This is a genomic window from Clostridium guangxiense (assembly GCF_021043395.1).
Lineage (GTDB): Bacteria > Bacillota > Clostridia > Clostridiales > Clostridiaceae > Clostridium_S > Clostridium_S guangxiense.
The window spans coordinates 37665-64573 of the sequence record NZ_JAJNKE010000010.1 but is presented as its reverse complement, the minus strand read 5'-3'; the positions used below and the strand labels follow the sequence as shown (position 1 = coordinate 64573).

28 protein-coding genes, 1 pseudogene and 2 riboswitches are annotated in these 26909 nt (G+C 30.2%); of the genes and pseudogenes, 2 read left to right on the top strand and 27 right to left on the bottom strand.

Annotated features, from left to right (window positions below):
- Window positions 1-14: 14 nt before the first annotated feature.
- From LQK79_RS08370 to LQK79_RS08330, 9 genes are all read right to left on the bottom strand, one after another.
- Window positions 15-1241 (bottom strand): B12-binding domain-containing radical SAM protein, encoded by a 1227-nt coding sequence (locus tag LQK79_RS08370; protein ID WP_053241873.1) that lies wholly within the window; start codon window positions 1239-1241, stop codon window positions 15-17.
- A 12-nt stretch (window positions 1242-1253) separates the two neighbouring features.
- A complete protein-coding gene (locus LQK79_RS08365) occupies window positions 1254-2192 on the bottom strand; it encodes a SagB family peptide dehydrogenase (RefSeq protein ID WP_231016197.1) in 939 nt (312 codons plus the stop codon).
- Window positions 2193-2263: 71 nt separating this feature from the next.
- On the bottom strand, window positions 2264-3598 hold the full coding sequence (locus LQK79_RS08360) for a YcaO-like family protein (RefSeq protein ID WP_053241876.1): 1335 nt from the start codon (window positions 3596-3598) through the stop codon (window positions 2264-2266).
- 15 nt (window positions 3599-3613) lie between these two features.
- Window positions 3614-4741, bottom strand: a complete 1128-nt coding sequence (locus LQK79_RS08355; RefSeq protein WP_231016196.1) for a TOMM precursor leader peptide-binding protein — start codon at window positions 4739-4741, stop codon at window positions 3614-3616.
- A gap of 12 nt (window positions 4742-4753) precedes the next feature.
- Window positions 4754-5146 carry a hypothetical protein gene (locus tag LQK79_RS08350; protein WP_053241878.1) on the bottom strand — a complete coding sequence of 131 codons (393 nt, stop codon included), beginning with the start codon at window positions 5144-5146 and terminating at the stop codon, window positions 4754-4756.
- 15 nt (window positions 5147-5161) lie between these two features.
- Window positions 5162-5608 carry a pyridoxamine 5'-phosphate oxidase family protein gene (locus tag LQK79_RS08345; protein WP_053241879.1) on the bottom strand — a complete coding sequence of 149 codons (447 nt, stop codon included), beginning with the start codon at window positions 5606-5608 and terminating at the stop codon, window positions 5162-5164.
- 84 nt (window positions 5609-5692) lie between these two features.
- Window positions 5693-5833, bottom strand: coding sequence for a hypothetical protein (locus tag LQK79_RS08340; protein ID WP_231016195.1), 141 nt, complete (start codon window positions 5831-5833; stop codon window positions 5693-5695).
- Window positions 5834-6228: 395 nt separating this feature from the next.
- Complete coding sequence (gene yabG, locus LQK79_RS08335) at window positions 6229-7131, bottom strand: sporulation peptidase YabG (protein WP_053241937.1); 903 nt, start codon at window positions 7129-7131, stop codon at window positions 6229-6231.
- 107 nt (window positions 7132-7238) lie between these two features.
- Window positions 7239-8240, bottom strand: coding sequence for a CotS family spore coat protein (locus LQK79_RS08330; RefSeq protein ID WP_053241938.1), 1002 nt, complete (start codon window positions 8238-8240; stop codon window positions 7239-7241).
- Window positions 8241-8373: 133 nt separating this feature from the next.
- Between LQK79_RS08330 and LQK79_RS08325 the strand changes: the two genes are divergently transcribed.
- Window positions 8374-9498, top strand: a complete 1125-nt coding sequence (locus LQK79_RS08325) for a glycosyltransferase family 4 protein (RefSeq protein ID WP_053241939.1) — start codon at window positions 8374-8376, stop codon at window positions 9496-9498.
- Window positions 9499-9541: 43 nt separating this feature from the next.
- Here the strand turns inward: LQK79_RS08325 and LQK79_RS08320 are convergent, their stop codons facing one another.
- The 3 genes from LQK79_RS08320 to LQK79_RS08310 are packed head-to-tail and all read right to left on the bottom strand — an operon-like array spanning window position 9542 to window position 12372.
- Complete coding sequence (locus tag LQK79_RS08320; protein ID WP_231016194.1) at window positions 9542-10564, bottom strand: CotS family spore coat protein; 1023 nt, start codon at window positions 10562-10564, stop codon at window positions 9542-9544.
- An 11-nt stretch (window positions 10565-10575) separates the two neighbouring features.
- Complete coding sequence (locus LQK79_RS08315) at window positions 10576-11316, bottom strand: hypothetical protein (protein WP_053241940.1); 741 nt, start codon at window positions 11314-11316, stop codon at window positions 10576-10578.
- A 45-nt stretch (window positions 11317-11361) separates the two neighbouring features.
- Window positions 11362-12372 (bottom strand): CotS family spore coat protein, encoded by a 1011-nt coding sequence (locus LQK79_RS08310; RefSeq protein ID WP_231016213.1) that lies wholly within the window; start codon window positions 12370-12372, stop codon window positions 11362-11364.
- Window positions 12373-12529: 157 nt separating this feature from the next.
- Here LQK79_RS08310 and LQK79_RS08305 point away from each other — a divergent pair, with 157 nt between their 5' ends.
- Complete coding sequence (locus LQK79_RS08305; protein WP_231016193.1) at window positions 12530-13663, top strand: glycosyltransferase family 4 protein; 1134 nt, start codon at window positions 12530-12532, stop codon at window positions 13661-13663.
- Window positions 13664-13836: 173 nt separating this feature from the next.
- Here LQK79_RS08305 and LQK79_RS08300 read toward each other — a convergent pair whose 3' ends face one another.
- From LQK79_RS08300 to thiS, 15 genes and pseudogenes are all read right to left on the bottom strand, one after another.
- Complete coding sequence (locus LQK79_RS08300; RefSeq protein WP_231016192.1) at window positions 13837-15141, bottom strand: sugar ABC transporter substrate-binding protein; 1305 nt, start codon at window positions 15139-15141, stop codon at window positions 13837-13839.
- A 91-nt stretch (window positions 15142-15232) separates the two neighbouring features.
- Window positions 15233-16075: a pantoate--beta-alanine ligase gene (gene panC / locus LQK79_RS08295; RefSeq protein WP_053241941.1), complete on the bottom strand. Its 843-nt coding sequence runs from the start codon at window positions 16073-16075 to the stop codon at window positions 15233-15235.
- Window positions 16076-16109: 34 nt separating this feature from the next.
- Window positions 16110-16328, bottom strand: a pseudogene (locus tag LQK79_RS08290) (3-methyl-2-oxobutanoate hydroxymethyltransferase); the annotation flags it as partial.
- A gap of 27 nt (window positions 16329-16355) precedes the next feature.
- On the bottom strand, window positions 16356-16940 hold the full coding sequence (locus LQK79_RS08285; RefSeq protein ID WP_231016191.1) for a DUF2520 domain-containing protein: 585 nt from the start codon (window positions 16938-16940) through the stop codon (window positions 16356-16358).
- Between the two features lie 410 nt (window positions 16941-17350).
- On the bottom strand, window positions 17351-17983 hold the full coding sequence (gene thiE / locus LQK79_RS08280) for a thiamine phosphate synthase (RefSeq protein WP_053241944.1): 633 nt from the start codon (window positions 17981-17983) through the stop codon (window positions 17351-17353).
- Window positions 17970-18788: a hydroxyethylthiazole kinase gene (gene thiM / locus LQK79_RS08275; protein WP_053241945.1), complete on the bottom strand. Its 819-nt coding sequence runs from the start codon at window positions 18786-18788 to the stop codon at window positions 17970-17972. The genes thiE and thiM overlap by 14 nt, the downstream gene beginning before the upstream one ends.
- Entirely contained in the window at window positions 18746-19981 is a 1236-nt protein-coding gene (gene cytX / locus LQK79_RS08270; RefSeq protein ID WP_053241946.1) for a putative hydroxymethylpyrimidine transporter CytX, read from the bottom strand. The genes thiM and cytX overlap by 43 nt, the downstream gene beginning before the upstream one ends.
- On the bottom strand, window positions 19974-20780 hold the full coding sequence (gene thiD, locus LQK79_RS08265) for a bifunctional hydroxymethylpyrimidine kinase/phosphomethylpyrimidine kinase (protein WP_053241947.1): 807 nt from the start codon (window positions 20778-20780) through the stop codon (window positions 19974-19976). Before thiD ends, cytX begins: the two co-directional genes overlap by 8 nt.
- A gap of 151 nt (window positions 20781-20931) precedes the next feature.
- Window positions 20932-21030, bottom strand: a riboswitch (TPP riboswitch).
- 117 nt (window positions 21031-21147) lie between these two features.
- The gene (locus tag LQK79_RS08260; RefSeq protein ID WP_053241948.1) at window positions 21148-22137 is read right to left on the bottom strand and encodes a type I phosphomannose isomerase catalytic subunit; all 990 of its coding nucleotides are present in this window, start codon (window positions 22135-22137) and stop codon (window positions 21148-21150) included.
- Window positions 22138-22236: 99 nt separating this feature from the next.
- Entirely contained in the window at window positions 22237-23001 is a 765-nt protein-coding gene (locus LQK79_RS08255; protein ID WP_231016190.1) for a DUF2971 domain-containing protein, read from the bottom strand.
- A gap of 137 nt (window positions 23002-23138) precedes the next feature.
- Window positions 23139-23714 carry a thiamine phosphate synthase gene (locus LQK79_RS08250; RefSeq protein WP_231016189.1) on the bottom strand — a complete coding sequence of 192 codons (576 nt, stop codon included), beginning with the start codon at window positions 23712-23714 and terminating at the stop codon, window positions 23139-23141.
- Window positions 23711-24817: a 2-iminoacetate synthase ThiH gene (gene thiH / locus LQK79_RS08245; RefSeq protein WP_231016188.1), complete on the bottom strand. Its 1107-nt coding sequence runs from the start codon at window positions 24815-24817 to the stop codon at window positions 23711-23713. Before thiH ends, LQK79_RS08250 begins: the two co-directional genes overlap by 4 nt.
- 11 nt (window positions 24818-24828) lie before the next feature.
- A complete protein-coding gene (locus tag LQK79_RS08240) occupies window positions 24829-25599 on the bottom strand; it encodes a thiazole synthase (protein ID WP_231016187.1) in 771 nt (256 codons plus the stop codon).
- 19 nt (window positions 25600-25618) lie between these two features.
- Entirely contained in the window at window positions 25619-26419 is an 801-nt protein-coding gene (thiF, locus tag LQK79_RS08235; protein ID WP_231016186.1) for a sulfur carrier protein ThiS adenylyltransferase ThiF, read from the bottom strand.
- Window positions 26420-26614 carry a sulfur carrier protein ThiS gene (gene thiS, locus LQK79_RS08230; protein WP_231016185.1) on the bottom strand — a complete coding sequence of 65 codons (195 nt, stop codon included), beginning with the start codon at window positions 26612-26614 and terminating at the stop codon, window positions 26420-26422.
- 112 nt (window positions 26615-26726) lie between these two features.
- Window positions 26727-26834: riboswitch (TPP riboswitch) on the bottom strand.
- Between the last annotated feature and the right edge of the window lie 75 nt (window positions 26835-26909).

Genomic DNA, 26909 nt, shown 5'->3' with positions numbered 1-26909 from the left:
ATGAATTCATCCACCTAATATCCATAATTATTTATTTTACCAATATTATAATGTATATTATTATATAACCATCTATATCCTTCACTTAATTCATCTACTGACATATTTTTAGGTACATAAACAGCTTTAGTTGCAGTATAATCAGACCAATCAAAAGAAAATATTCTATTTTCATCTATAAGTCTTTTAGCTATCTTAGTTCCAGGATAGGGAGTAAGTATGTTAAATGCCGGAAGCTGAAGTTCTGTATCTTCAACAAATTTTAGAGTCTTCTCAAAAATATCTGGTGTATCATTATCTAATCCCAATATAAAAGAACCTAAAATCTTAATTCCCTTACTCTGAATTTTCTTAATAGCTTCCTTATATTTATAAACATGGTTTGTCTTCTTATTGATATCAATTAAATTATCTTCATTTATACTTTCAATTCCAATCAAAAGTCCTGAACATCCACTTTTTGCACATAAATCTAAAAGTTCATCATCATCAGCAAGTATAATACTTCCCTGACCGCTCCATCGTATATTAACTTCACTAAGTCTCTTAAATAATTCTTTTGCAAATAAAACATTGCCATAAATATTATCATCTACAAAACAAACCTCTTCTTCTAAATTTAGAGACATTATTTCATCCATCAAATCATCAATATCCCTTAATCTAAATGAATTTCCAAAAAACTTAGTAACACTGCAAAAATCACAATTAAATGGACATCCCCTCGTAGCTTGCACAGAATTAACTGTTCCATGTTTAGGTCTGATCTTATTATCAAAAATTGAACGATCTGGTCTTGTAATGCATTTTAAATCACTAAAAGAGTCTGCTTTATAAAATTTCTTTAAACCTCCTCTCTCAAAATCCTCTAACATCACTTTCCATGTATATTCTCCTTCACCAATCATAACTGCATCTGCATGTTTTGTAGCTTCCAAAGGTAATGCACTAGCATGTACTCCTCCTATAACTACTTTGACATTTTTACTTCTATATATATCTGCAATTTGATATCCTCTATTTATTTGCGCAGTCATTCCGCTAATTGCAACAAGATCGACTTGTTCATTAAAATCATTTTTTTCAAAAACCTCGTCAGTAAAACTTATCTCATAGTTTTCAGGTGTTAATGCTGACAGCATTGGTATCGTAAGTGAAGGAAACCAATATCGAAACATAAGTGACTTAAATTCCCTGCTATTCATATTTTTAAAACCTGGCAATATGAACTTTATCTTCATAAAAATATCTCCCTATTCTCTCTTTTTTAAATTACTCTTAATTAATGGACTAGCATCTCTATCTGTATGAGTGCCAATATTAGCAACTAGCATTGCAGTTTCATTAAATCCATCTATACCAATAAACTTATTTACTTCATCATCATAGAATCCTCCTATTGCAGCACATCCTAATTCGCATGAAGTAGCTGCCAAATACATATTCTCCATAGCATGTCCTAAATCTATATTGACAAATCTATATCCTCTTTCCAAATACTTAAATCTTGTTCTATCAATCATAGCTGTTATTATTACGTGAACACTAGCCTTTTTCTGCCATTCCTCATTAAATGTAAACTCACTATATTCATCTTCTAAATCACCTTTTCTTAGTATTTCTAATGCATGCAGACGAACATTATAATGATAAAGCCCCTGCTCAATTCCTTCTACATTCTTAATAACTATATAAAACTCTAAAGGATATAGTGCACCACCTGATGCTGGAGCTCTAAATGACTGATATCCATCATAGTCATTTGCAAGATCTATTGCCTTTGGTCCAATCTCATATTCTGGAGCATGAAAAAATCCCCCATGCTGTCCAAACGCTTTAAAGGACATAGTAATTCCATATGTTAAATAGAGAATTTTGCTTAACTGATTTTTTGATATAGGATCACCAGAATATATTCTTGTTGTTCTCCTATTTATTACAACATCTTCAAAAGATAATTTTGATTTTTCAAATTCCTTATCAAGAAATATAGCCTCATTATTGGGATATTCTTTATATGTTTTTGACATAGCTTTACATAGTTCTATATTACTTCTTATACCTTGAAAACGTCTTCCCCAAATTTGACCATCTACTCTTCTCATTTTAGAATTTTCATGATAAATATCAGATATTAATTCATCTTTTCTTTCATAAGTTACTCTAGCATTAAGACCACTAAAACTTTCCATCTTCATACCTCCCTATATAATTGAATTCACAAAATTATTTACATATATTACTTTAAAATTATTTTTACATATCAAGGAAATGGATGTGGTTGTTTATTATAAGAATTAGGTTCCTTATATTTATTATCATATCCTAATATATCTGGTACTCCTTTTAATCTTTTACCTCCAAGAAACGGAAAATTATGATTACCATTAAGCTGGTGTAAACCTGGAACCAAAACTTTGCATACATGATATCCTATTTGTTTTATGTCATCAGTTGTAATATCACAAGCAATTACATCATACCCCTTAGAAACAAGCATTGATACACAAGTATTTAAATCTTTCTTTTTATTATCACAACTATAATTTTTAATATTGCTGATATCCTTATTAGTCTTATCATGATAAACGAATTCTAATTGATCATTCATTTCTGGAAGACTATACAAATGAATATGATCTTGAAAATCCGTTATATCAGAAAAATCATCACTATAACCCCAGAACCAATCTTGAACTTGAAGATACTGAATCCATTTAGCACCCTGAGCAGCTTCAATCATTGCCTTTAATGCCGCTTCTTCTGGATCAAGACGGCAAGCCGCACCACATGCTGCTGACTTCCCTTTTGCAGAATTAAAATTCTTTATAGAAAAAATCACTGGTATCTCTAAATCTGTGGTTATATCTACCAATTTATAATCTGCATTATCACATGCAAATTTATCGACAATTATATCTTTTAAAAATCTTGACTTTCCATAAGGGTTAATTGAAGGCATAGAAAGTTTATTCAACCACATTATAGATATAGAATCTCTCTCTACAACTTCATATAATCCACCAAGTGCTGCACTTTCAAAACTCATTCCACAAGAAAGACCAGTTGATATGCATGGTGATATCAGCTTTTCGTATTCATCTGAAATGTAAGGTAAATATACAAATGTTGCAGGAATATATATATCTTTTCCTGTAACTAACGATTTACCTTTAACCCAATTTATTTTTGTATCCTTTGTGAACCTTTTATATATGAAATTTTCATTATTATATTGATTTTCTCCAAATAATGCCCATTGTTCTGGATCAACTGCATCTTTATTTAATTCATTATAAGATGCAAAAACAAACTCTTCTGGATTATAAATAGAACTGCAATAGCGTTCTACAGATTCTCCTATTGCTGATGCCATAGCTTTAATTCTCGTTAATCCTGCTCCACCATTATTAACATGACATTTATTAAAATTCTTATACTTTGAAGTATCTGCCATCTTTGTTGTATAAAAATATAATTTAGGATCAAAATTTTCATTCATTATTTCAATACACTCTTTAATAATACCTGTCTTTTTACTAATCAAACTTTTTCCTAGCTCTATTGACAATTCCGCTTCATTGTTGATACATTTCATAATATTTATTCCTCCTTATGGCAAATATACTGCATATGGTTCCACAAAAGGCTTTTTCTCAATATTGCTACATACTGGACATCGAGGCATTTTTAAAATTGAATCAATTGATGTCTCTAATGTTAATATATCAAATGTAATAACTCTTGATAAAGTAACTGGTGTAAAAATCTTAGTTATCTGTTTGATTACTTCCCATACAAGATAATTAGCGGCCATCGAATAAAATAAATCAGAGCCACATGTCTCCATTTGATTCCAATTATCTTCTTTATATTTTTCAAACTGCATTTCTTCTTCATAAAAGCTCAAGTTTCCATTATACCTATTTTGGAAACACTCATAACATGCTGTTTGATTTGGAACAACCATTGGCCCAATTTGAAATTTTAATTCTCCAACACGCAGACTTATCCAAGGTTTATCTGCATCAATGCACAACTTATTTACCTTTAATAAATCTGATTGTAGTGCAATATCCTCTGCAAATATTATAAGATCTACCTTACCAATTACTTTTTTCAAAGAATCGTTTTTATCAGAATAAAATACATTACATTTTTCATTAATACCTTTAAGTTCTTTAATTATATCTTCATATGAATACTTAGTCTCCACTAAATTGTATTCTTGTAATGTTTTATCATATAAATAAATAGTACCAAGTCCATTTTGAACGAGCTTTTTAGCTATCATTCTGCCACAACGCTTTAATCCAATCACCAGACAACTTGATTTCTTTAAGCTATCAAATAGCTTATACTTATCAATCACAGATGCATTAGGCAAAACACGTTCTGAAAATAATGAAAAAAACTGAAGCTGATTTTTAAATTTCTCTATTTCCTCTTGTTCTAATTTACTTTCATATTTACATTCTGCATCCTCAAGAAGATAGTGACTTTTCAATAATAAAATTGCCTCATTAACAACCTCCTGTGTACAATAAGATAATTTACTATATATATCATTCATAGTATTTGAACCATCCAATAATGGAAGTAAATCTGGCAAAATATTAGTTACTGCTGATCCTTTTAATAAAATAATATTTTCCTGGCTTCTTAGTTGTATAAGTTCATCATTTACTGGTACAACATTTAGATATGCTTTTAATAATGGTTTTCTAGGTAATTTATCCATAAAAATTCCTCCTTAAACTTTTTTATTAATTTTATAATTATAAAAATATTTAATACTCACTATAATTGGCCAACAAGCAACCCCTATTGTTGGATATACAGCCCATAAAGTCGATTTATCTGTCATAATATTACACACCCAAAGAACGATAGTAATTATAAGCCATGTATAAATACTTATTTTTATATTAAGTTTTTGTATGGTTTTAGAATCCTTAATATTCTTAATACAGAATGAATAAATAAACTCATAAATAGGCCAAATTGTAAAACATCCAATAATTAAGATAAACATCTTCCATTCTATATATCCCATAACTACAACTATAACTAAAATTATACTAACTAATAATTCGTAGAATAAAGCTTCTATCAATCTACTAAATCTGCTTTTTAATTCTTTCATTTTAGTTACATCTCCTTATAAATTAAGTTCATATACATTTCCAAAATATTGTCCTTTACTTCTTTTAGCGGGTCCTTTAGAATACTTAATAGTAATTGGTTTAATCTTAAAAAATAATACATCATCTGCATATATCCAATACTTTGCATAAGGGAATATCTCTTTTAAAACATCTATTGCTTTTATTCTTTCATCTTTTTCTTCTAATAAGACTACTTCTCCAAATAACTGAATAAATTCATCAATATTATTCTCATCAACAGTACCTGCAATAAAATTATTTCTTAACATATACTTGGCTTTATTTGTATCTTTAAATGTTGCAAAGTACAAATCAAAATTTTCTGATACATATTTTACCTTTGAAGCATATGGTTTATTATTATAACAAACTGCTATTGAAATATAGTTATGAGATTTCAGATACTCTTTAATCCCATTTTTAATATCTATGCTATTCAATTCTATCCCCCTTTTTCAATTACATATGTGTGAGGTATACAAATTCTACTTGTCCTATTTTATTGGTAATAACAATTTAATAAATTAGCAAGTTGTACTAGTTGATGTAGATCCACAACTAGTTGATGTACTACACGAACCTGAAAAAGTAGCTCCTGCAGTAATATTTATTTCATCATTTAATTCAACTATTTCTAATTCCAAGTTATCAATTTTCTTCTCCATTAATATCCCCTCCTTATATACTTTACTCATATAATTTTCTATACCTCACGTTTTTTATTATACACTTTTAAACTTTTTTTGCAAATATTGTTTTTGTTTTATTTTCCATATTAATATCATGAATTCCAAAAATGTATATAATATACTTATATTTTTAATCTTATCTACAATCATATTCATTATTTTGTAGATTCATCTGTACTTGTTGTTTACTGTAATCATCCATGACTCTTGGCACAACTATAACAAATACACTAACTGCGATCATGTTTTATGCTGTGCTATGTTTTAAATAAGTGTTGATTTTTACACTTATTTAAAACATAGCCAAATCTAAATAAAAAAATAAGCCAGCCACCCCCCAAAGGCATAAGCAACTTATTTTTTTGATGTACTTATATATATGCGGACTTAGGATACCCTTCTCTACACTTACCTCTAGTTTGTAGTCCACCTATACCCTTAAACCCTGTCACAGTGTTCTTAACAACCTCCTGAATATTTACTATTTCACTGACATTTGTATATGCCACCTTCTCACAAATAAAAACAGGATCAAGGCAGTGAATTAAAACTCTACCAGGTGAACTTGCGTAGTTGGCGCCAGCATCAAGCATTGCTTCATAACAAGATTGACAGGCTCCTGCAAAAATCACAAGATCATCATAACTTGGTTCGTAGTCTCTAAGTTTTGCAACAGATTGAACAAAATACTTTGAATTCCTGTAGCTTTCTATGTCCATGTAATCTCTTGAATTTTTAATCATGCCATCGTGACCGGTTATTACAACAATATCTGGTTTTACTTCCTTTACTAAAGAAACAATAAGATCCGGCTGATCCTTTTCAGAAATAACCTTGCCTACAGTATCTATCTTAAGCTGTTTATAAACCTTCAAGCATACATCAAGATACTCGCTATCACCGTCAACATGAAGGACTTTGCCTGGTCTTGCAAAGGTCATATTTTTAATATTTTTATCATCTTTGTCATTCTTTATCACTCTGTGGTTATACCTTTTTCTGTTTTTTTTTATACTCTCTTCTTTATTTAATCCCCTGTCCATTATTATCTTTTCAATAGATTTGTTTATGTTCTCATTAAATACAGTTTCTATTTCACCCATATTATTTGAATCAACTTCCATAAGGTCATCCACTGGTGAATCTGCAATTATTCTTAAATTAACACCATTTAAGATGCAATAAGTACCATTGGGACCCTCCTTTATGTCTATTATCTTAAATGTAATATCACAATCATGTGATTTTCTAGCAACAAAATCACCAATAACCAAAAATCTCACCCCACAGTAAATCTCAGATAAAGATACAACACTTTTTTATAAAATTTAAGTGTAGTATCCATATATACTATGAAGGCGAGACAAAACCTGTTCTTATATTATTTTTGGTCATAAGTTTTTTTGAATTCTTCAATAAACGCAGTATATTTTTCTCTCTCATCTATAAGTTCCTTTATCTTATTGTTAAAGGTATTTTGTCCCCAATTTACTTCATTATAATAATACCTATTTGCAAGTCTCCACAACCTTTGTGGGAAAACCAAAAATGCATAGAGAACTCTATATTCCTCCTCATGAAGCTTTGAAACCTCATCGTATGCTTTGAGTATGATATTGGCATACTCTATGTTCCAATCACATCTTTTAAGAACCTTTATCATAAAATTGGAGATATCATAAACTCTTACTTCCCTTTTACAGTAATCAAAATCAATTACATTTACCTTTTCATCTTTGTCAATTATAATATTATGATAAGTAAAATCATGGTGGCAAAAACTCTTTTCCTCCTCAGTTTTAGCACATATCTCAGGGTACTTTGAATCTTTCAATATTTCCATTGATTTTTTCCCCTGCTCTTTAAAAAAGTCAATACTTTTTAAATAATTAACATCAAATTCCGTTTTGTTATTTTTCTTTCTAGCCATGTCCCTCATTTTTTCAAAGGATCTAACTCTTTTTTCCATAAGATGAGGCCATCTACCAAGGTCGCTTTTCAATTTGCTGTTTTCTGGAGGTTCATATCCCTTTGAGCATTCATGCATTCGCGCTAATATCTTAGCAGCCTTAACAAGATCATCCTTGTCAGTAAAACTGCATTCTCTTCCATCTATCCATTGTGACAGAGTATATATATCCTCATTTACCAATGCATAGGGATTTCCTTCCACATTAAGGCAATATTTATCTACAAAATTAAAATCATGCTTTATAAGATGTTCCTTAGCACCATATACAAATAACAATTTTTGAACACCATAATTTATTTTTTTTAGACATTTGCTACCTTCATTTGTTTTTAAAAAATACACACCCTTATTTGGTTTCATAGATTCAATTTTAACATCAAATTGTCTTTCTATTTCAAATTCCCTCATCATGTTTTAATCACCTCCCATATATTCTAATTTATATGTAAGTGGAAAGAACTTTAGAAGAAAAAAATATATATCTTTAACACTTTATACTTCATTTTAATATAATGGATTGTAATGATTTTGGGAGAGATAACTTATGAAAATAGGTATTGATGGAAGAGCAGCGAAATGGTATAGAGGAACAGGCATAGGTACTTATACTTATGAGCTTATAAACAATATAAACAAGCTAGATTTTTCAAATGACTATTTTATTTTTTTACCGGATACAACTTCCTTTGACATAAATCTTAATAATAATTTTAAACTTAGAAATATAAATGTTAATATAAAAAATAACTTTTGGGATGAGGTAAACATACCAAACATACTTAAGGATAATGAGGTAGAACTCTATCATGTCCCTCAAAATGGTGTTGGTCTTCCTATGGATAAAAAATGCAAATTTATAATAACTCTTCATGATATTATTCCATACAAAATGCCAGAAACAGTAAGCAGTAGATATCTTAAAATTTTTAATGAAGAACTTCCTAAAATAATTTCCTTATGTGATGGAATAATAACGGTCTCCAATTTTTCTAAAAATGACATAGCTAAAGCTTTTAATTTTCCTAAAGATAAAATTTTTGTAACTTACTTATCAGCAGAGGAGATCTACAAACCACTTGATAAAATTAAAAGCAAAAAAATAATAGAAAAAAAATATGGAATAAGTGAAGATTTTATATTATATGTTGGTGGCTTTAGTCCAAGGAAAAATATAGCTGGAATAATAAAAGCTTTTGCCCAAATTAGGAGTCGCATAGACGAAAATTTAAAGCTCGTAATTGCAGGAAAAAAAGGTATATCATATTCAATTTACAATTCTCTAACAGAGAAACTAAACTTAACTTCAAAAGTTATCTTTCCTGGCTTTATAAGTCTTTGCGACATGCCATATCTATATAACAGTGCCAAACTTCTCGTTTATCCTTCCTTCTATGAAGGCTTCGGACTTCCTCCTTTGGAGGCAATGGCATGTGGAACGCCTGTTATAGTTTCAAATTCAACTTCACTTCCAGAAATATTTGGTAAAAGCTCAATTATGGTTAATCCACATAACACTGACGCTTTAGGTGAATCAATTTACGAGTGTCTTGAAAATAATATATTAAGAAGGCAGCTTACTTCAAGAGGTTTTAGTCTTTGTAAAAATCTAACCTGGCAAAACACAGCACTTTCAACCATTAATTCATATAAATCAGTTTTAAAAGCATAAAAAAATAGAGTTCTAATACTCTATTTTTTTATGCTTTTATAATTTATAGGAAATTATTTTTAAATTCATCCAAAAATTCCACCCGACTTTCTTCGACTGAAATTTTATTATTAAGTCTATTAAAAAATGTCTTTTCTCCCCAGTCCTTTCTTCTGCTGTAATAATCCCTTGTTATGGTATAAAAGTCGTTTGGAAAACTTAAGAGAGCATACAAAACCTCAAGCTCGTTTTTCTTCAAACTAGTTTCCTTACAATAATTGTCTAATATCAATACAGCTTTACTTATATCGTAATCAAAATTTTTTACTGCCTTAGATATAAAATTGCACAAATCATGCACTCTTAAATCTACAATTGAATAGTCAAAATCTATAAAGTATGCTTCTTCATTATTTATAATAATATTGTGATGTGCTAAATCATGATGACAAAGCACAATTTTATCCTCTTCACTGCAAAGTTTATAATACTGACTTAACTTTAATCGTTCTAGACTTTCATCAATTTTATTAATATAGTAATCCGCGTTTTTAATAAATATGTTATCAAATTCAGTCTTTACTTCATATAAGTTAGAAATTTTTTTAAAAAACAACATTTCATCTTTTTTTCTCATAAAACTTTCTATAAAGGTTCCACAATTATTTTTTGTAGGAAGTTCTGTTCTAAATCCCTCTGAAGCCTTGTGAAGTTTACTAAGTCCCTGTGATGCTATAGAAACATCTACTGGGTTGCTAAACTCACATTCTCTTCCATCTATCATATCCATTATGCAGTACAGTTCTCCGTTTTTTATATAATATTCTTTATTGTCTTTAGTTTTTGCGAAATCAACAATCCTATCAAAGTTCTTCTTTATATAATTTATAGCAGAAATTATATAGTTAAATTCTCCTATAGTATAGTTCACCTTCTTTAATACCTTATCTCCTTTATCCGTTGAAAGGAGATATGCTTTTCTAACAGGAACTATATTGTAAACTTTGAGTTGAAATTCCTCAAACATCTCAGCATTTAAATCATATTCAAGCAATTCTCTATCTCTTCCAGCGCTTAAATCAAGCATACTACTACCTCCTAAATAATGCTTTTTCCATCCTTCTTAGCTGCTTTTTTTATTTTTTTCAAATAATAGTCTTTAGGAAATTTTTCTTCATCTTTAACATATCTCCTAAACCATTTCATAACTTCCGATGGGTATGAAATAAGTGCCTTCATAAATTCTTCACTGCAAGCATTAAGTTTCTCAATACAAGCATACTCATGTATTAATTTCTCCCAATCAAACTCGTCCTTTATTACCTTTATCCTATCTATTAAATTTATGCCATCAATTTCTATCATATCAAAGCATATAGAACTTGCATCCCTTATAAATAAATGTTCATTTTCATATACATTATCAAAATAGCAATCTTCAAGGCATATCTCTCCGCTTTTCATGCTTCTTTTTATCAAATCAACATAATTCCTTGATGCTTGTAGTACGCATTCTTCACTTCTTTCGATATACTTTAAAAGCATATCATTAAAATCATCTGAGATGTTATTTCCCTTGGTGCTTCTAATGTATCTTTTACCAAGCCTTATCTCCATCTTATATTTTTCAACTAACCTTCCAGTTTTATTATCTATATTTTTAATATCATATCCTCTATAATCCCTTAAAATCTTATGAAATTTATTAATTACATGAAATTGCTCAACAATAAGCTCTTCAGTTATTTCGCCTTTTTTTACTGTATGCGTACTTTCAGAAAAATTAATACCACTAATCTCAATATATTGTTTCAGAGATATATTCTTTAAATTATTCACTTCATCACCTTCAATAATTCATACTAAGTGAAACCTCTATGAAATTTAATTTTTATATTTGAAAGTCATAAGTTCCTCTAAAAATTCTTGTCTATTTTCTTTATCTTCATTTATTTTTTTTAGTTTACTTATAAAAAACTCCTCTGTCCACGGTTGTTTTTCCCAATAATACTGTATACCAATCTGCCAATACGCTTGAGGAAATTCCATAAAAGCAGCCATCAGTGGTACATCTGTATCTTCAATATTATAAACTGAGTTGTATACATCAAGTATAAAAATAGCTGTTGCCATATCCCATTTCCCATTTTTCATTTTTCTTATCATAATACTTGATAAATCATGAAGATGAGTATCTAAAATACAATAATCAAAGTCTATTATATTAATTTCTTTTTGAGAATTAACGAGTAAGTTGTGGTGTGCATAATCATGATGACAAAAACCTTTGTAATTAATTTCTTTCTCCATTTTGTAAAAGTAATCACAGTTTTCTATATCATCTATAGATTTCTTTGCTCTTATAATTTCTTCTTCCATCATATTCATGTATAAAGTATCAAATTCAGTTTTTTTCTCTTTGGCCTCTATTCTTTTTTTAAAATCCAGCATCTCATCAATCCTTGTTTCAAACTGCTTTATCCATTTTAGCCATCCTATCCTTGGATTCATTTCCTTTGTAAGTTCAAATCCCCAACTCTTTATATGAAGCTTTGCAAGAGCTGACACAGCTTTAACAAGTTCTACTGTATTATCATAATCACATAATTTTGAATCTATCCACTTAGTAAGATATGCATATCCTTCTTTAATTTTTATATAATTTCTTTTATCTTTTGTCCTTATAATATCTGGAATACATTCAAATTCATTTTTAATAAGATGCTCAATAGCTGATACTATAAACAAAAAATGGCCATAGTCATAATGTATTTCTTTAAGACAATATTGTGACGAATTAGCAGTTATTTTATATACGTTCTTTATTTTTTTTATTTCTTTAGTATCAATTTCATAATTACTACTTAACTTTTCCTTAATTTCACTTAAATCAATCATAAAATTTCACCGCTGAAATATTATTAAAATATGAATAACATATTCTATACACTATTATATGAGCATAAACTTTTCTGTGTGATTTAGATTTAAAGCACATTTCATTATAAACATTAATATTATTATATATAGGAAGTTTTTAGGAGAGATTTATATGAATATCGGAATAGATGCTAGACCAATAAATTTATATAGGGGAAGCGGAATTGGAACATATACTGAAAATGTTACTAGAGAACTTTTAAACCTTGATAGCAAAAATTCTTATACCTTATATTGGTATGGAACAGACTATGAAACCTTTAAACATAATAATTGCAAAATAAATATAATTTCAAGAGGACATCATAATTTTTTTGAAAACTGCTATTTACCATATAATACTATAAAAAACAATATTGATATATATCACATACCTCAAAACGGCATTGGTTTAAGTGAAGATTTGTCATGTATAAAAGTTGTTACAATACATGATTTAATACCTTACGTAATGCCTGAAACTGTTGGCAAGGGTTATCTTCTTAAATTTCTAAAAAGCATACCACTTGTAGTTGAAAAATGTGATGCAATAATAACTGTATCTGAATACTCAAAAAAGGATTTACTTAAATTTTTTCCTATAAATCCAGATAAAATATATGTAACACCTCTTGCAGCAAATAGTAACTACAAAATTATGGATAAAGCTTACTGTAGTGGTTATCTTTTAAATAATTACGGCATAAAAAACAAGTTTATTCTTTATATTGGCGGCTTTAGTCCAAGAAAAAATGTAAAAGCTTTAATATATGCCTTTAGTAAAATAAAAAAAAGCCTCACACAACCAGTAAGTCTTGTTATAGTTGGCTCAAACAAAGATGATTTAAATAATCTAAAACTTCTATGTGATAAACTTAGAATTTCAAAAGAAGTTATATTTACGGGCTATGTAAAAGAATCTGAGCTTCCAATTTTTTATAACACCTGTGAAGTTTTTGCATATCCTTCACTTTATGAAGGCTTCGGACTTCCACCACTTGAAGCGATGAGCTGTGGAGCTCCTGTAATAACTTCAAATATAACTTCAATTCCAGAAGTAGTAAAAGACAGCGGAATTCTTATAGATCCTTTTAAAAGTTCAGAAATAGAAAATGCTTTATGGAAGGTTTTAAATGATGAGTCTCTTAGAAATGATTTAAAGGTTAGAGGAATTAAAAATTCAGCAACTTTCTCTTGGAAGAAAACTGCTGAAAAAACACTTGATATTTATAACGCTGTTTATAAAAAAGCAATGGGAGAAGTATAATAGACAGCCCTACAATCCTTACTATTTTGGTTCAAATTTTTCAAGTACATTTTTAAGGTTTTCTGTCTGCACTTTTATGAAGTTCTTTTAGCTCATCTTCGCTAAGTAGAACTTCTATTTTGTTTTGAATTCCTTCATGAGATGGAATACTTAAAGCTGCATTTTTTGTTGGATTATTTATATTTAGGTTCTATAGATTTTTGAAGATCATTCATAATATCCTCTATTTTTTTATTGCTTTTTATGTTATCATTTAAACTTCTTAAAACTTCGTCTCTTACTTCATTATAATTTTCATTATATATAATATTAGAAAATAATTTAGCTGAATTAATATACCATTTATACATATCTATATCTCCAACATATTTATTTTTCTTATGTATTTTTTCATAGGTATATGCAGCTGTATTACTTGAGCAAAGTCCATATATATTAAATTGGTTGTATACGGCATCAACATCTCCAGTTACAAATTTGACAAATTTAACAGCATAATCTTTATTTTTAGAAGAACCTGAAATCATAAAATTTGTACCATCAACATAAGCCGTGTCATTTCCACCATTTTCAAAAGCTGGAAGCCTAGTTATTTCTATTTTACCACTTAAATTAGAATGGCTTTTCTCAAGATACAAAACAGTTTCTGGTGTGGCAATAAGAGAAACTATACTTCCTTTTTCAAATAATTGAAGATAATCGCTGTTACTCACATCAATATTTATTTGATTTTTCAGGATATTGTATATGAATTTATTTGCTACCATAACCTTCTTACCATTAACATCAATTTTACCTTGTTCATCAAAAAAATCGGTACCAAGCTGATTTAGCTGAACATTATATATTTCACTCAAATTAGGAATCGAAGTTAGCTTTCTACCAGAACTTTTTAAGTTATTACCCACGCTTACATAATCATCCCATGTTTTTATATCCTCTGCATCTATACCCGCTGACCGCAATATATCTGACCTATAAAGCATAAAAACAGGTTTTACATACCAAGGATAACCATAAACGCTATTTTTTCTTGATAAATTATTTATTCTATTATTTAAAAACATTCCTTTTTTTATATCTTGATCTGATGCTACATTTAAAAGCTTATCTGAAAAACCGTTAATAAGCGTTGCCGTACTATCATCTGTAACTTCAATTATATCTGGAAGTTTTTTGCCATTTGTGCAGCTATCTATGTATTTATCCGAAATATCCTTTGAAGTCATAGCAACAACCTTTACACTTATATAAGGATATTTTTTCTTAAATAGGTTAATTTGATCATTTATAACATTTTCATCTTTACTGCATACCCATACAGTTATTTCTCCAGGAGTTTTTGTAGCTTTCTTATTTACACTAGTTTGCTTTTTTACAGTAGAACTAGAACTACTGCTTTGACATCCACCCAAAAAGCTTATCATAAATAACGCAATTATGAACATGATAAAAAATTTTTTAGATTTATTTTTCATAACCAATTACCCCACTTTTAACACTGTGTAGTACATATGCACATACATAAATAGTATATCATATAATTTTATTTTTTCATAATTTAAAAATCTACCTCCAAGTAAAATTATCTATAAGACGCGTTTTTCCTACATATACTGCTATTGCAATAAGAACACTTTTATTTATTACTGAAACCTTCTTAAGATTCTCACTATCTACAATCTCAACATAATCTATTTTACTGAGAGGCTCTTTTTCAATTTCACATTTTATTATTTCTATTAATTTATCTGCATTTCTTTCACCATTTTCAAGAGCTACTCTAGCCTTTTTCAAACTCAAACTCAAAACAACAGCTGCACTTCTTTCTTCATCTGTAAGATAAGTATTTCTGGAACTCTTAGCAAGTCCATCTGCTTCTCTTACAATTGGACATCCTACTATTTCTATATCAAAATTTAAATCTCTTACCATTCTCTTTATTACTGCAAGCTGCTGTGCATCCTTTTCACCAAAATACGCTCTATCAGGTTTAACAATATTAAATAACTTTGAAACTACAGTACATACCCCTCTAAAATGTCCAGGTCTTCTCGCTCCACATAATACCTCTGTTATTTTATCAACATTTACATAAGTTTCTGCGTCTTTGAAATACATCTCAGAAGGCTCTGGATTAAATAGAAGAGAAGTTCCACCAGCTACACATACTGCCTCATCTCTTTTTAAGTCTTTTGGATAAACTGCTAAATCTTCCTTCGGTCCAAATTGAATTGGATTTACAAAATCACTTACAACAACCCTATCATTCTCTTTTGCTGCCCTTTCTATAAGACTTTTATGCCCCTCATGCAAATATCCCATTGTAGGAACAAGCCCTATGGTTAAACCTTGCTTTTTCCATTCTTTTATATTTTCTCTAACTTCTTTTATAGTATAAACAGTTTTCATTTACTTTTCCACTCCTTTTTATTACTCTCTGCTATTAATAAAGTTTTTCAATAACGCTTTCATCTATTTTAAAAGTATGTTCCTCTGCTGGAAAGGCACCTACCTTCACATCTTCTATATAATCCTTAAAAGCATTCTTCATAATTTCTGCAAGCTTAGCTGGTACACATTCAAGTACTATAGCAAAAGCCCCTGCTGCTTCAATTTTTTTTGCATCCTCTATGAGTTCTTTAGCTCTGGCTTCACTTTTTCCTTAGTTTCCTTTGATTTTCTAAAAGTATCAACTGTATTTTTCATCATTTCTGCCTCCTAAAAAATTAATGACCCTTCCATAATCTTTTTCTTTGTTCTTTTCCAAAGCTAAATACAATAACTGTCTTGAAAGTTCCTTATAAAGCTCGCAATGCTTCTTTGGTATAACTTCAAGATGATACAATGATTTTTTATCTGCATCTATTATAAATGCAGTATTTGCCAATTTTTCAATAAAAGTTTTTAAAGTCTGTAGGTACTCTTTATCTCCTTCAATTGAAAAATAAGCACTATTTAACTGTCTATAGGTATTGTATTTATCTGAAAATGGAAACATAGGATGGATTGAATATCCGAAGGCACCTTTATTTTTTATATCAGAAAAGATATTAGATGATAAACTTCCACTGGTATGAATAATAAGTTTATCATTTATTTTTACATTTTTTATACTTTGCCAAATCTTTTTAATTTCATCGTCAGGAGTAGTTATAAATAATGCGTCACTCTCAATTACAATATTTTGCAATTTATCATACGCCTTTGAGTTTGTAAACTCTGCTGCATGTTCTGCAGAATTGTAACTTTTGCTATAACATCTACTTAATTTCACATTATTTACATAAAAATACTTTTCCTATCTCATTTAAAAGATCCAAGAAAAATATAAAATACAATTAAAAAAATTCTAAGGTGAAGTTCCGTTTGGATACTTCCCATCCTAAAAATAACATAACACAAATTCTTCATATATACAATAATATCTATTACTTTTATATACTTTACATACAAAATATGTTATAATTATTTAAACTGAACATTCGGTACTAAATCTAAGGAGATGATAAAAAATTAATGAATAAACCAAATGCACGTGAAAGAATTTTACAAGCAGCAGTTAAAATATTTGCAGAAAAAAGCTGAGAATTTACCAAGTCGCATGAAAAACGTTTATTACGAGTTTGGCGAAAAAAATGCAGACTTAGTAAGAGTAATTTTTATAGATTCTCTAAAAAGAACAAGTTACTTCGTAATATTTCTAACAGCTGCTTTTAAATTCTCTGCTGCTTTTCTAATATCCTTTTTCCCTAGTATTGCTGAAACAACAGAAATCCCAGCAATTCCTGTATCTGAAAGTTTATCTACATTTTCTTCACTTACACCACCAATTGCAACAACCGGGATATCAACTTTTTGTACTATTTCCTTTAAGGTTTCTATACTTACGTCTTCCGCATCATTTTTAGTTCCTGTTGGGAAAATTGCCCCTACTCCAAGATAATCAGCACCATCCTTTTGTGCCTTTAAAGCTTCTTCTACATTATGAGCTGAAACCCCAAGTATTTTATCCGTACCAATTATCTTTCTTGCAATATCACAAGGCATATCACTTTGTCCTACATGAATACCAGCTGCATCAACTGCTAATGCTATATCTAATCTATCATCAATTATAAGTGGTACATTGTATTTATCCGTAACTTTTTTAACATTTATTGCAGTATTGTAAAAATCCATAGTCGAAAGATTTTTTTCCCTTAATTGCACAAGTGTAGAACCACCAAGTATGGCCTGCTCCACAGCCTTTTCTAACTCAATATTGCAAAGCAGACTTCTCTCTGTTACAAGATATAGACTATAATCAATTTTCTTCATTAACCTTGCCCCTTTTCACAAAATCTTCACCCGAAATATTAAAAACTTCATCTATAAGTTTTACTCTGAAGCTTCCGCTGCCTTCATTCTTTGTAAGTTTTTCATGTGCCTTCTCTCCAGACATACTCATAGTTAAAATTCCTGCAGCAGCTGCCAACAGATAATTTTTAGTTACGCCACAGTATGTACCAACAAGCGATGTAGTCATGCATCCTGTTCCGGTAACAGTTGTAAGCATCTTAGTTCCATTTTTAAGAACTATAACTTTATTTCCATCAGACACATAATCATCTACTCCAGTAATTGCAGCAACTGTGCTTAGACGTTTAGCGCAGGTTTTTGCTATTTCCTTTGCATCATCTGTAAGAGTTTCTTCTGAATCAACACCCTTTGAAACTGCCTTCATACCGCATAATATTTTGATTTCTGCTAAATTGCCTCTAATTACAGCAAACTTAATTTCCTTTATAAGTCTTAAAGCAGTTTCCTTTCTATATGGTGTTGCTCCTACTCCAACAGGATCTAATACCACTGGAATTCCAATTTTATTTGCTCTTTTACCGGCCTTTATCATAGCTTCTATGGTTCTACTATTTAATGTACCAATATTAATCACAAGACTTGAAGCTATAGAAACCATATCCTCTACTTCATTTTCATCGTCTGCCATTACTGGTGAACCGCCGACAGCTAAAACTATATTTGCACAGTCATTTACTGTAACATAGTTAGTTATATGATGTACAAGAGGTTTCTTCTCCTTTACGCTGCATAAAAGTTCTTTGAGTTTTTCATTAATTTCCATTTGTTTATATACCTCCAACTAATAAAATATAGTATTCCTGTTATCACCATGCTTGGAAGTGTTGCACCAAATATAAAATCTAACTTAATAAATAAGTAATAAGTTGCTACTCCAATTACCCATACTATAGCTGAACCTATGTTTAATAGCAGTTTATCCTCTATTTTCGTCTGCTTTTTTATTATGAAATAATCTGTTAAAAGCACTGCAAATAATGGAGCAAAAACTGAACCTATTGCATAAAGAAAGCTCGTATAATTGTCCATGTTAACTAATAATGATGCTGCTGTTCCTATTATTGTTATAACTATAGCCGCAGCCTTTTCATTAAACCTTGGCATTATATTTAAAAATGTAACTCCAGCTGAATATGCATCCATAAATGTGGTTGTTACTGTTGAAAGCACAACAATTCCAAAAGCCGATATTCCAAGATTTGCAGCAAGCATCATAGCCGAAGGATCAGGATTTTTTGAAACAATTGCTGCTCCAAGACCTATAATGAACATCCACGAACTTCCAACAAAATATCCTAAAAGGCTGCCAAAAGCACCGTCTTTTTCATTTTCTGCAAATCTTGTATAATCTGCAACCATAGGAAGCCATGAAACAGGCATTGCTATTACAAGTTCAAGAGCACTTCCAAAAGACATATTGGTACCTACTGGTTTTGAAAAAAGCTTGCCACTTCTAAAAACAACCCATCCAAGTACAAGTGTAAGTGCAAACAAAAGCACTACTGCTAAAGTGTTAATCTTTTTAAATCCAGTCATTCCAAAAGCTATGACCAATATAATAAGCACTGCTGTAAATACACTCCACAGAGGAATATTATTTATGGACCACATTGTTTTACTTATTAAATTTAAAGACTGAGCACATGAATTTATCATAACTGCTGTCCATCCAAGAAGCTGAAGCACATTTAATATTGAAAACAAATATGTACCATACAAGCCAAACGATATTCTTGTAGAAGTAATTGCAGGAACCTTTTCACGAGTACCGATTATACCTGCAAATATAAATATTGCTGTACCAATAAGGTGTCCAAGTATTATTGCAATTAACCCTTTTTTAAAACCTAAAGCTGCTATTGATCCCCCCGTTAAAATTTCAGCTATAGAAATAGCAGCACCACACCATAAAAGTGCAAAGTCCCAAAAATACATTTTCTCTTTAGTTTTACTCATAGTTCAATCCAGCCTTTTTATATAATTCATAAAAATGATTAGTTGGTCCTGAGCCATGTCCTATAGCAAGTGAATGTTCTATGGCAGTTGTTATGTACTTTTTAGCATTTTTTACAGCTTCCTTTATGTTCATTCCAAGTGCTAAATTTGATGCTATAGAAGAAGAAAGCGTACAACCTGTTCCATGAGTATTTTTTGTGTTAATCCTTTGATTTTCTAAATAAACAAATTCTTTTCCATCATATAAAACATCTGTAGCATCCCCTGTTAAATGTCCCCCTTTTACAAGTACATTCTTAGGTCCCATGTTATACATTATTTTTGCTGCTTTCTCCATATCCCCCATAGTTTTAATTTTAATACTAGCTATTATTTCTGCCTCTGGTATATTAGGAGTTACAACTGATACAATTGGTATAAGTTCTTTTATAAGCGTCTCAACAGAATTTGGGTTCATAAGTGAATATCCTGATTTTGATACCATAACAGGGTCCAAAACAACATTTTGTGGTTTATACTTTCTTAGTCTCTCAGAAACCACCTTTATACCCTCAATTTCAGATATCATGCCTATTTTTATTGCATCAACTTCAATATCATCAAAAATAGCATCAATTTGCTTTCCTATAATATCTGGACTTATATTCTGGACATCAATAACTTCCTTGGTATTTTGAGCTGTGACTGCGGCTATTACACTCATTCCAAAAACTCCATGAGCAGAAAAGGTTTTTAAATCTGCTTGAATGCCTGCACCGCCGCTAGAATCAGATCCTGCAATTGTTAATACTTTTTTCATAGGTAAACTCCTCCTATATTCTTCTTGTATCTCGGAGGGAAATGAAATTAGAAATGACATTGAATACATTTCAATTTAGATACATTCTTAATGAAATTATCCAAATAAAAAATGCTTACTTTTTAGGTAAGCATTTATTTCAAATAAAAATACATAAATTCACTTTGCTCCCTACGGTAGTTTTAACTACTTCAAGTTCAAAGGGTCAGGTTTTAACCTTCTCAACCAAATGGTTCCCCCGCAATACAATAATTTATTAAATTTTAAAATACGACTTAATTATATACACAAATATATAAAATTGTAAAGCTTTATTCAAAATTTCACATTAAAATTTAAATACAATCTGATAACACTTCTGAATTTTTTAATATCTTATCTCTCTGAGTATTTCTTTTTGAACCTTTTCAACATCAGGAACATAGCTCTTTAAAAGTTTCATGCTTCCTTTAAATGTGTAACTTCCTGTAGCTGCGGGTATTAAAATACTATCTCCATATTTTATATTTTCACTTTCGTTGTTATTTTCTCCATATAAAAGTTGTCCTTTCCCATCAACACATGTGAATATATAAAATCTCTCTTCATCACTTTTTTCTGTAAGTTCATCTTTAAAATCATATAATTCAAGTGAAAAATCTCTTCCAAGACAAAGATAAGTTTTTTCATATCCATCTTTTTTAACTTTTATTCCTTCACTTTTTTTACCACGAAGGCTTAAATCTATTACATCAAGAGCTTTTTTAACATGTATTTCTCTACCCCTATTATAATCAGAAACCCTATAAGTAGTATCACTATTCTGCTGAATTTCTGCTATTATAACTCCCTCACCTATAGCATGAATCATACCACTTCTTACAAGGTATACATCTCCCTTTTTAACCGGAATTTTATTCATGTATTCATCTAGTTCATCTTTTTCAAGAGCCTCTTTAAGTTGTTCTTTAGTACAGTTTCCCTTTGTTCCAACGACTAAATTAGCACCTTCAAAAGCCTCAACAACATACCAAACCTCAGTTTTTCCCATGTCGCCCTCAACTCTTTTGGCATACTCGTCATTAGGATGAACTTGAACAGAAAGCTTATCTTTAGCATTTATTAATTTTATAAGAAGCGGAAACCAATCTGGACTTATCTTTGTTCCTATAAGCCTGCTTCCTTCTTCCTTTATCAAAACATCAAGCCTTTTACCTTTAAATTCACCATTCGCTACAATACTCGTTCCATTTTTATGGCAAGCAACATCCCAACTTTCGCCTATATTGCCATCTGGGAGATTATCTCTAAATTGTTCTAAGTCCCTTCCGCCCCATATTTTCTCATAGTATAAATTTTCGAATTTTAATGGATACACAACAAAATCCTCCTTATAATATGCCTGTTATTTTAAATTTTTAATAAAATTATTTAAAGTATATTTGCTTATATAAACCATATTATAAGTTGTATACATTTATTTATCAATACATATGCTTTTAAAATTAAATAATTTAGTATTTGTTTTCTCTAACTTATATATAGGACAATTTATAGAATTATGAGCTAATTTCTTTATGAGCTCTACATTTTTACTGCTGCAATTTAGTCCCAAATATAGTGCACTTGGTTTTATTGGAAATTTAACATTTTTACGTATTTGCTTATCTTTGAGTATTATTCTCCATTCTTTTTCATAATTCCAGCTTATATGTTTTATTTGCATCATAAAGAAAAGCATATATGCTGCATCTTCTGTTTTATCATTAATGAGGTCTTTTAAAATATTAGTTATATCATATCTTTCAGTTTGATACACTATAGGAAATAAATATTTTGAAAATCTATTCGTATAACTAACTTTGGAAAAATCATATTCTGCACACATTCCCTCATGATTTCCAGCATAATGTGTCCACATAGGCATACTATTAATCTCCTCAGAAAAACAACAAATCTTAACGTCCTTTTTAAACGAATTAATTAGTTTTGAAACATCAGTGTCCTTTAAATATTTTTTAATTTCCCCTTCATCAAAGCATATTCCACATGAATCAAATGGATCATTAAAGTCATCTGGATTTGAAAACCAAAGTTCACTATTTATAAGCATGTTTATTTTTTCCCTATTTATAACTTCATATTTATATAATTTTTTAGGAAAGTTATTATATTTTAGCTCATATGCCTCATCTTTTTTTCCTGCGAAAAATAACTTTTTATATTCTTCTATCCATTCCAAAATATTTTACTCCTTAATATAAATTAATATTTAGTTTTTCCATAATCAACTTATATTATTAATTTGAGCTATATTTCAAAACAAAAAAGCGGAAATGATAATCATCTCCACTTTTTTTAATTAAAACATAGCCTTAATTAAATTTCTCTTAAAAGCTTTTCCACAACTAAAGGTTCCTTCATCGCAGAGGACATTATAGCCACACCTTTAGCACCCGCTTCAATTACATCTCTTACATTTTTTTCACTAATGCCCCCAATGGCAATTACAGGCACAGCTACTTTAGCCACAATTTTCCTAATATAATCTAATCCTTTTCCTTTTAGTCCCGGTTTACAGACTGTTTCATATACATTCCCGCAAAGCAAATATGCTGCACCATTTTTTTCAGCTTTAATTGCTTCTTCCAAGCTATGAACTGATACTCCTATTTTTATATCGACTTTTTCTTGTCTCATAAAATTCTCAAAGCCCATATGATAGGCATAGGCCTTAATTTCTTCAGCCACCCTTAAATTTCCATTAACAATTAGCCTTGCATCGTATTTATCCGCAGCAACTTTTATTTTGCAAGCTAGTTCATAAAGTTCATCGTATTTAAGATCTTTCTCCCTCAAAATTATATTTTTAGCACCATATTCAAGTGCTTTTTCAAGCCTATCACATAAATTTCCGTTCACCACTAATTTTCTATTTGTAACAACATATATCATAGCGCATTTTCAAAATCCTTAAACACTGGATTATATCCTAATTTTTTTATAGAACTATAAACTTCCGTAACACTTCTTTTATCATTGGTGTCAAACTGTCCTTCTCCTTTATCCTTACAAGAATGTCCTCCAACTTCTGTTGATACTCCCGCAGACATTTTTGTCACCCCTATAGGTATAAGACTATCTCTAAATTTTGCTGGTTCCCTTGTAGTTATATTTGTACCTGCTCGTGGCAAAAACAACTTATATGCTAAAATAACTTGTACAATATTTTTATCGTTTACCTCATATATGTCATTAAAGCTTCCTGCATGAGGTCTTATTCTTGGTGCAGACATTGACATTTCAACACTTGGAAACTTATCTTGTATATATGCTGCATGAAGTCCTGTAAAAAATGCTTCACTTCTCCATTTGTATAGTCCTAAAAGTGCTCCTGTTCCTATAGAGTGAATTCCTGCCTTACACACTCTTTCAGGTGCATCAAGTCTAAATTTAAAATTCTTTTTAGGTCCACTTAAATGAACTTTATCGTATTTTTCTTCATTATAAGTTTCCTGATAAATTGTAAGACTGTCTGCTCCTGCATCAACAAGTTCCCTGTATTCCTCAACTTCTAGAGGATATATTTCTATACATATAGAGCTGAAGTATTTCTTTAATATTTTTATAGCATCTCTTATATATGATACTGGTGTATGAACCTTTGATTCTCCTGTTAAAACTATTATATTTCTCATGCCAGATTCGTGTATAGCTTTAGCTTCTTTCTCAATTTCTTCAAAGGTAAGCTGTTTTCTCGCTATTTTATTTCTTACATTATAACCACAGTATGCACATCCATTTACACAATAGTTTGCAATATACATTGGTGTGTACAGTACAACTGTCTTCCCAAAATTTCTTAAGGACAATTTTCTGGCCTTTTGTGCTAAAGGCTCTAGATACCTTTCTGCTGCTGGAGATAAAAGCCTTAAAAAATCCATTTCATCTAAGTTATCCTTACATAAAATATTTTCTATATCATTGTCCTTTACTCTAGAAAAAAAATCTTCAAAGTTAAAATTCTTATATTGTTGTAATTTTTCATAAAAACTCATTTTCTCACCTTCTATCTTAAAAATCCTGTAAGTGGTGATGAAGCTTCAGCATATTCTCTTTCAGCACCAAGTTTCGCTGTGTATGCTTTTCTTCCTGCTTCAACTGCAAGCGAAAATGCTTCTGCCATTAAAACAGGATTATCAGCTGTTGCTATAGCCGTGTTTACGAGAACAGCATCAGCTCCCATTTCCATAGCAAGTGCTGCATCTGATGGTTTACCAATTCCTGCATCAACAACTATAGGCACTTCATTTATTTCTTCTATTAAAATTTTTATCATTTCCTTAGTTCTAAGTCCCCTATTGGTGCCAATAGGTGCTCCTAGTGGCATTACAGCAGCTGCACCTATATTCACAAGTCTTCTAGCATCCATTAAATCAGGATTTATATATGGAAGTACTACAAATCCCTCCTTTACAAGTGCTTCTGTTGCCTTTATAGTTTCATAATTATCTGGAAGTAAGTATTTATTATCTGAGATAACTTCTATTTTAATCCAATTTCCACAGCCTGCTGCCTTTGCAATTCTAGCAAGCCTTATTGCTTCTTCTGCGTTTCTAGCCCCCGATGTATTTGGCAAAAGTATTAAGTTCTTATTTACAAAATTAAGTATATTATCACTTTCTGCCGAAGTTGTATCTACCCTTCTAAGTGCAACGGTTATAACTTCTGCATTTGACTTTTTCATAATTTCCGGAATTATTTCATTTGAACTAAGCTTCCCTGTGCCAATAAAAAGCCTATTTTTAAGCTTAGTTCCACCTATAATAAGTTCATCCATTTATTAAAAACCTCCGTTTTCATTCTTCATTCATTATTATTCTGAGCACTGCATTTGCCTCATGATTTGCTGCAATAGATACTCTTGGTGCCATAAGGCCTACACCTGGTTTAGCTTCATTTTCCATATCACCAACCAAGTAGAAATTTTTATTTACCTTTCTTGTTCGTATTGTATTACTTGAAAAATATCCCGCCATGCCAGAAGCACATATAATTTTCTTATCTCTCATCTTTGTAAGCACCGCATTTGTAAGTACTGCTTTAGAAACTGGATTATCAAAAGCTTCAATAATTATATCCACATTTTTAAAAATATCTACTGCATTATTTTTATTTATAAATGTATCTAACGTATCTACTTCTACAAATGGATTGCACCAAGATATTACTTCCTTTAAGGCCTCTATTTTCTTCATTCCAATATGCTTTATAAAATACTGCTGCCTATTTAAATTGCTCGGTTCAACCACATCAAAATCCACTAATAAAAGTTTTCCTACTCCAACTCTTGCAAGTGACACAGCAGCATTTGAACCAAGTCCTCCAAGTCCTGCAATCCCTATAGAAAGCTTTTTAATTTTATTATGAACCTCCGGGGTGTGTCTTGCCATAAGCTGCGCTTCCATTTCATCTTCACTTGGAATTTCACCTTTTTTTATAAATACTATGCAATCTCCATCTTTAAGCTTAATGTCATTTTTCATTATGAAACCATTATAAACAATAACATCAGCATCTTCTTTTATTTCATTCTTAAGACTAAAAAGCATAGTTTCATAAGGAATGTCCTTCAATTTTTCATTCACGCAAATTTTCACTTAGCCGCCCCCAACAAATCTTATTACTTCTACTTTTGAGGATGTACACAGCATTTTTTTATCATATTCATTTCTATCTACTATTTCCATGTCTACTTCTACAACTACTCTATCTTTGTCAACATTAATTTCATTTAATAATTCTGTAACAGTAATACCTTCTTTAAAATTAATTTCTTTACCATTTACTAACAAAGTACCACCTCACTTATTTTTGGAAATAAAAAAAGAGAAACAAAACTGTTTCCCTCATAATCTACTACTTTCATATTATAAATACACAAACTCTGCGCAGAATTTCATGTTAAATATGAACTACCTACTCTCCCTACGTTGGCATTATCCAAATCAGGTTATGAGGGTCTGGAATCACATTCCACTCTCAGCCTGTCTACAGGCTCCCCAGTTAAAATATTAAATTTTACCTTTTTAATTTATCACATTAAGAAAAAAATTGCAAATATATATAAAGTGAAACACGAAACATTAC